Annotated in this window: 6 protein-coding genes; 5 read left to right on the forward strand and 1 reads right to left on the reverse strand. The window is 59.4% G+C overall.

Annotated elements, in window-relative coordinates:
* The first annotated feature begins 8 nt into the window (after nucleotides 1–8).
* The 3 genes from APH41_RS23220 (at nucleotide 9) to APH41_RS23230 (ending at nucleotide 3767) form a co-directional block, all read left to right on the forward strand.
* A complete protein-coding gene (locus APH41_RS23220; RefSeq protein ID WP_054921736.1) occupies nucleotides 9–1970 on the forward strand; it encodes a hypothetical protein in 1962 nt (653 codons plus the stop codon).
* 158 nt (nucleotides 1971–2128) lie between these two features.
* Nucleotides 2129–3175 carry an N-acetylmuramidase family protein gene (locus APH41_RS23225; protein WP_034128386.1) on the forward strand — a complete coding sequence of 349 codons (1047 nt, stop codon included), beginning with the start codon at nucleotides 2129–2131 and terminating at the stop codon, nucleotides 3173–3175.
* A 1-nt stretch (nucleotide 3176) separates the two neighbouring features.
* Nucleotides 3177–3767 (forward strand): hypothetical protein, encoded by a 591-nt coding sequence (locus APH41_RS23230; RefSeq protein ID WP_034128387.1) that lies wholly within the window; start codon nucleotides 3177–3179, stop codon nucleotides 3765–3767.
* A 141-nt stretch (nucleotides 3768–3908) separates the two neighbouring features.
* Here APH41_RS23230 and APH41_RS23235 read toward each other — a convergent pair whose 3' ends face one another.
* Nucleotides 3909–4772: a LysR family transcriptional regulator gene (locus APH41_RS23235; RefSeq protein WP_034128388.1), complete on the reverse strand. Its 864-nt coding sequence runs from the start codon at nucleotides 4770–4772 to the stop codon at nucleotides 3909–3911.
* A 98-nt stretch (nucleotides 4773–4870) separates the two neighbouring features.
* On the opposite strand from APH41_RS23235, the gene APH41_RS23240 reads away from it, so the two are divergent.
* Both APH41_RS23240 and dnaX read left to right on the forward strand, forming a co-directional pair.
* On the forward strand, nucleotides 4871–5812 hold the full coding sequence (locus tag APH41_RS23240) for a DMT family transporter (protein WP_054921738.1): 942 nt from the start codon (nucleotides 4871–4873) through the stop codon (nucleotides 5810–5812).
* A gap of 77 nt (nucleotides 5813–5889) precedes the next feature.
* A partial coding sequence (gene dnaX, locus APH41_RS23245; RefSeq protein ID WP_156359084.1) for a DNA polymerase III subunit gamma/tau occupies nucleotides 5890–6722 on the forward strand: 833 nt, incomplete at its 3' end.

The raw sequence follows: 6722 nt of genomic DNA on the forward strand, positions 1-6722 counted from the left end.
GAGGCTCTATGCACTCGGAACATTTCGACTTATCCAGCCCCGTATTCTTGCCGATCACCGAGCACACCTGTGCGGGTTTGTTGGGCGGCGAGGGTATCGATGCGCTTGTAGCCCTGAGTGAGCCCGAATTGGCGGCGGTGTTGGTGATCCAGAACCTGGCGCAGGTGCCCGAAAGCGAGCTGAGCGCCAATGGTGCTGAAAAAGTGTTGGCCAAACTGGTTGACTGGGCAGTCGATGCCAGCCATTCGGCCAGTGTGTCCCTGCTCTCTGAAGCGCAGCGGCTGTTCGATCAGAGGAAGCTGTATTTCGGCCTCAATGTGGTCAAAAGCCTGAAGCTGCGCTTTCTGCTGGAGGAGGAAGTACAGGCTCGGGACTATCTGTTGCCCAGTGGCAAATGGGACGTCGAGTATAAAGTCCGCCACCTCAAGGCCAATGATCCGTTCAGCCAGCAGGTAATCACGCCCAGGCATCGCGAGCGCTGGTTGAGCGCCGAGCAAGACAAGCTGCTCAGAACCTTCCGCGCCAACCTGAACGAAGACCTGCATGTTCAAGGCTATGCAGGCATTGGCAAGAGTCACCTGCTGGTGGCCTTGCTGGAGCACCTGCGCCCGGAAAAGACCTTACTGTTGGCACGCACCCCGGCAAAACTCGAAACCCTGCGTGCGCGCATGGTGGGAGCGCGGGAGCGTAAGGCCGGGCATACCTTCCAGGACTTCGCCCATGCTCTATTGCATGGCCCGAGGCCAAAGCCGCTGAATACGCCGGTGAGGGTGCCGACCAAGCAGGCGCTCGCTCAAGAACTGAATATCTTTGGTTTCCGCCGCCTGGAAGGGCAAGCGGTGGTGGAGGTGTGCCTCAAGGTGCTTGAGGCCTACTGCCGCTCCTGGGAGTACAGCTTGTCGGCCCAGCATTTGCCGCATTTCAAGCAACCGCTCGCCGGCGTCGATGCCAGGGCGCTGCTCGAATATGCCAGCCGGTTATGGGGCTACCTAGAGGCTAACCCGGCCTGGGGCCGGCATACCGGGTTTGAAGCCTTGTTGATGATCAAGCGCGCCAGCCTTGCAGGCTGCGTGGTGCCCGAGCGCTATACCCACGTGCTCATCGATGAGAGCCAGGACATCCCGGCGCCGCTGTTGCAAATCATCGAGCGCGGGCGCCAGGTGCTGATCACTTTGGGGGATGAATATCAGCAGGCCAGTGGCGGCGTGGTCAAGCGTGCCCGTGAGGTTCGCCATACCGACGTGTGCTACTCCGTGCGTTCCGGGCGCAATGTCGAGCGCCTGGTCAACCCGTTGATCAGCTTGCACTCGGAAAAAAGCAAATCGCTTTTCGAGGGCGCCCGCGATGCCGATGTCGGCATTGAGTTTTATCCGCAGGGTTTCGTGCCCCCGCAAGGTTGCGTGGTGTTGACCGCTTCCCATTGGGACACCATGCAGTGGGCGATCCAGTTGAGCCACGCCCGCTGTGCGTTCGGCCTCGCGAGCAAAGAGGCCCAGCAGTCGCTCAAGCATTTCATGGACACGGTCATCGCGTTGTTCAAACCCGATTTCTATAGCAATGAGTTCAATGACCTCGGCCCCCATGCGTTTTTCAGCGACATGGCCGATTGGCAGCAGGTGCGCGAAGCCTGCCAGTTCGATGAGGCGTTTCTGTGGGTCGAGGCCGAGCTGGAAAAAGGCTTTAACGTGGCGGATGTCACGCGTTTGAACAGGTTGATTGGCCATCCGGACGAGCGCGTCCTGTTGATGCTGGCGCAGGATGCGGGCGGCATGGAGTTCGACCGGGTACTGCTCACCCCGGAATTGTTGACCAATGTGAAGTTCCAGGACGCCTACGCGTTCGATCAACGACTCTGTGCGGTGTATATCGCGATTTCACGGGCCAGGGTGCAGTTGTACCTGCCCTACGATGTGGTCGAGTGGCTCGACTACCACAAGTATCAACAGACCCGTGAATCCCACGGTTACTGACGGATTTAATCCGGCTGTTTCACAACTTTCATAACGTCCTCTGGACAATCCGCAGAGCGCCTTGTTAGCTTGCGCCGGCCACTTGTTTCAGAATATGACAAGGGCGTGGATTTGATATTGAAGTGCTATCACTTCTTTCACTCACAAGGATGTCTGTCATGAAAAGCCTGCAAGGGTTGCCTCGTCTTATCAGCGCGTCGGTAGGGACGCCCGGCAAAGCCCGCAACTTGCCCGCCGATGTTCAGTGCATCCAGTATTTATTCAATTTGATCATTCCCAAGATGGGGTTTGCCTTGCTGGAAAACGGCAAGTGCGACGGCCAGTTGGTGCAATGCATCAGCCAGTATCAGTTTCGCCATCTCAAGTACGCCCATCCCGATGGCGTGATCGACCCCACCGGGCGGACGTTCAACAGTCTGATCGAAGAGGCGCTGAAGGTACCGGTGCGGGCTTTTCCCAATACGCGCATTCCGACGTTTCTCAACATTTTCGGCAATAACAACGTCGATGCGGTACAGGCCACGGTCAATGTGTACCTGGACCGCGTGCGTGCGGTGATCGAGGCCGAGCGGCGTAACCGGCAGTTGATGATGCAGTCCACCTGCGATGGCGGGACGACATTGAGCGACACGGATTTCCAGAACGCCGCCAAGCAATTGGGCAACGGCATTTCGGTGAATGTGGTCAAGGCGTTCGCCACGGTGGAGTCGGGCGGGAAGGTGGGGTTCGGGCCCGCCAAGTTGCCGATCATCGCTTTTGAAGGGCACCACTTTCGCAAGTACACCAAGCACATCTACGATCAGTCGCAGCCGTTGCTGTCGTATATCTACAAGAAAAAAGCCGGCCCGCAATGGCAGACGAACAATAAGGATCAGGTCAAGGCCTGGGAGACCATGGCCACCGCCTTTGCGCTGGACCAGGAAGCCGCCTTGATGTCGGCCTCCTGGGGCATGTTTCAAATCATGGGGTTCAATTTTGCTGCGTGCGGATTCAAGACGGTGTTTGAGTTCGTGGCGTCATTAAAGATCAATGCCGGTAACCAACTCAAAGCCTATCTCAGCCTTTGCAGCCACAACTCGGCATTATTGAGTGCCATGAAAAACAAGGATTTTACCGCCATGGCCCGAAACTATAACGGCGATGATTACGGCAACTATGACGTCCTGATGAAACAAGCCTACGAAGCCTTTGAAGGGAAGAAATAAGATGATTCGTTATCTGGCGATGGGAGTGTTGTCGTGGTGCGCCGTGGCGCCTGCGTTGGCCGGCTCGGCGGCGTTGCATTCAGGCAAATATGAAGGGCTGATGCTGGCGGTGACGCCGGGGCATCAGGTGGAGGGTTTCTACCAGGAGTCGATGGGCGAGGGTGTGGCCCGTGGTTGCACGTTCTACTTGCAAGGCAAGCCCGAAGCGCTCACCACCTGGCTGGACGCTGCCTACCCAGGCAGTGTGGCAGCGGCGTCCGACGGGGTGACCCTGACCGTGGCGCAGGGCCGTCAACACCCTGGCTGCATCAATGTGCTGATGCCGGAAATCGCCACCGGCCTGGAGCTGAGCCAGACCGCCAGCAAACAATGGATCGGCTTGGTGACGGTGTCTGCCGACAAGGCTTACTTGCTGAAAACGCCGGGCGCCAAAGCGGCAAAGCGGCCCTACATCGTCAAGCATGACGTGGTGGGCGTACTGGCGTTCAAGGACGGTTGGGCGCAGGTGGAATTCATCAACGCTGATGACCGTTCGTTCACGGGCTGGATCAGCCAGGGCCAGTACGCACGGTTGGCTGCGCCGAAGCCCTGAATTGTAGGAGCGAGCTTGCTCGCGAAAAACGTCAACGATAACGCGTGCCTCCTGAATAAACGCGGCGCTTGTTAGTTTTTCGCGAGCAAGCTCGCTCCTACTTGGTATCAGGGCGATTTTCGTCGCACATTTAGGACTGTGTCAGCCAAAGGTCTCGCGCAGTAGCCCGGCAAACGCATCTCGCGCCAGGTGCCGCTGGGTGTCCGTGTGCCAGAACAACAGGTTGTCCACGGGCGCCAGTGCTTCAAAGCGATACGATGCCAGCTGATTGGCCTGTTCATAGCGCGCCAGGATCCCCTCGGGTGCCAACGCCACGCCAATCCCCGCGCTCACGCATCCGATGATCGTGCCCCAACTGGCGTAGCTGGCGATTGTTGGCTTGATGTCATGGGGCTTGAGCCAGTTTTCCAGGGCGGCGCGATAAGGGCAGCCCGGCGGCCACACCAGCAGGGTTCGGCCGGCCAGGTCCTCGGCACTGTTGATAGGTGCGCTGCACGCGCTGGCGATCAGCACCAGGCGCTCGCTGTAGACCACGCTCTGTTCCAGCTTCGTGCGTTTGCCGCCGGCAGCCACCAGCGCCACATCCAGGCGGTGGTGCTGCAGGTCGTCCAGCAGTTGCGCCCAGGCACCGGTGACCAGTTCCAGGCTGACATCGGGATAACGCCGGTGGTATTCCGCCAGTAGCGGCGGCAAGCGCCCGCTGGCGCTGGATTCCACCGCACCGATGCGCAAGGTGCCACGGGGAATGGCGCTGGCATCCACGGCGCGTTTGGATTCATCCACCAAGGCCAGGATACGTTCGCAGTAATCCAGGAAGATCTCTCCCGCGGCGCTGATCGCCAGCCCTCGGCCAGCACGGATAAACAGCGGTGTGCCCAACTCGCTTTCCAGCTGCTTGATGCGCGTGGTGATATTGGACGGCACGCAGTGCAATTGCAGCGCAGCCTGGGCCACGCTGCCGGTTTGCGCCACGGCTCGCACCATTTTCAGTTGGGCCAGTTCCATTGCTCAGTTCCAATGATTTCAGAAGTCAGAAACGCTTAATTGTCCTATGCCTTGCCTGGGCCAAGACTGGCAGCATTCCTTTTGCGTGGATGCTGTCGATGAATACTCCGTCACCTCTGAAGCTTACGCTAGTCATTGCCAGCGTCATCCTCTGTTGGGCGTATTCCCCCATCGGCGTGCACATGGGGCTGCACAGTTACAGCCCCGGCCAATTGGCGCTGCTGCGGTTTTTGATCGCGTCGATATTCATGGGCGGCGTGGCCTCGGTGTTGGGAATTGGACGGCCACCATTGCGCGACCTGCCGTGGTTGTTGGTGCTGGGCTTTTTCGGGGTGTTCCTGCACCACACCAGTCTCAATTACGGGCAGCAATGGGTGACGGCGGCAGCGTCGAGTGTGTTGGCACAGTCGGCGCCGTTGTTCAGTGTGTTGATTGCGTTTTTGTGCTTGAAGGAGCAGGTCAGCGCCTGGCGCTGGGGCTGCGTGCTGTTGGGGTTGGCCGGCGTAGTGGTGGTGATCTGGGGCGACCGGGGCATAGGCGATATCAACCCACGGGGTTTGCTGATCTTGTCGGCGGCCTGCTCATGGAGTGTGTACTTCGCCATTCAGCGACATTACGCCCATCGCTACAGCCCGTTGACGATGGCGTGCTACATGGTGTGGTCCGGCACCCTGATGCTGTGCGTGAACCTGCCGGGCCTGCCCGTCGCCATCGTGCAGGCACCGATGGTGGAGAATCTTGCCGTGCTGGTGCTGGGCATTTTTCCCAGTGCCTTGGCCTATCTGGCCTGGGGTTACGTGTTGAAGCACGTCGAGGTCAGTCGTGCGTCGGTGGCGATGTACCTGATTCCACCGGTTGCCATGCTGATGGCCGCCACGCTGCTTGGCGAACACGTCACCCTGCAGGTGATGCTGGGCGCGGTGATCGTGCTGGCAAGTGTCGCCGCTATCAGTCTGGAAGGGCATTGGCGCTCCAAGGTGCCAGCAAAACGCCTGCAGGTGCCCTCCGGGAGGCCAATCGAACAAGCTTCGTCAGATTAGACGAGCGTGCCGGATGCAATTTCCCCCTTGCTCCGCTAGCATTACCGGCTTCTGCTTCCCAGTTGCGACGGTTTTCGATGAGTTATCAGGTTCTTGCACGTAAATGGCGCCCGCGCTCGTTCCGCGAAATGGTCGGCCAGACCCATGTGCTCAAGGCTCTGATCAATGCCTTGGACAGCCAACGGCTGCACCACGCCTACCTGTTCACCGGTACGCGTGGGGTGGGCAAGACCACGATTGCGCGCATCATCGCCAAGTGCCTGAATTGTGAAACCGGTATTACCTCGACGCCTTGTGGCACCTGTTCGGTGTGCCGTGAGATCGACGAAGGGCGTTTCGTCGACCTGATCGAGATCGATGCCGCGAGCCGAACCAAGGTCGAAGACACCCGCGAGCTGCTGGACAACGTGCAGTACGCGCCGAGCCGTGGCCGCTTCAAGGTCTACCTGATCGACGAAGTGCACATGCTGTCCAGCCACTCCTTCAACGCCTTGTTGAAAACCCTGGAAGAGCCGCCGCCCTACGTCAAGTTCATCCTGGCCACCACCGACCCGCAGAAACTTCCGGCAACGATTTTGTCGCGGTGCCTGCAGTTCTCCCTGAAAAACATGACCCCCGAGCGTGTGGTCGAGCATTTGACCCATGTGCTGGGTGTCGAGAACGTACCGTTCGAAGATGACGCGCTGTGGTTGCTGGGCCGCGCCGCTGATGGTTCGATGCGCGATGCCATGAGCCTCACCGACCAGGCCATCGCGTTTGGTGAAGGCAAGGTCATGGCCGCCGACGTGCGCGCCATGCTCGGTACCCTGGACCACGGCCAGGTGTTCGACGTGCTCCACGCGCTGATCGAAGGAGACGCCAAGGCGTTGCTCGAAGCGGTGCGCCACCTGTCGGAGCAAGGCCCGGACTG

Origin of the sequence: Pseudomonas sp. NBRC 111138, from assembly GCF_001320835.1 — a bacterium.
GTDB lineage: Bacteria > Pseudomonadota > Gammaproteobacteria > Pseudomonadales > Pseudomonadaceae > Aquipseudomonas > Aquipseudomonas paracarnis.

What these genes read in the sequence shown, in the direction of transcription:
- APH41_RS23230 (WP_034128387.1), top strand. Translation starts at nt 3,177, where the DNA reads ATGATTCGTTATCTGGCGATGGGAGTGTTGTCGTGGTGCGCCGTGGCG.
- APH41_RS23240 (WP_054921738.1), top strand. Translation starts at nt 4,871, where the DNA reads ATGAATACTCCGTCACCTCTGAAGCTTACGCTAGTCATTGCCAGCGTC.
- APH41_RS23225 (WP_034128386.1), top strand. Translation starts at nt 2,129, where the DNA reads ATGAAAAGCCTGCAAGGGTTGCCTCGTCTTATCAGCGCGTCGGTAGGG.
- APH41_RS23235 (WP_034128388.1), bottom strand. Translation starts at nt 4,772, where the DNA reads ATGGAACTGGCCCAACTGAAAATGGTGCGAGCCGTGGCGCAAACCGGC.
- APH41_RS23220 (WP_054921736.1), top strand. Translation starts at nt 9, where the DNA reads ATGCACTCGGAACATTTCGACTTATCCAGCCCCGTATTCTTGCCGATC.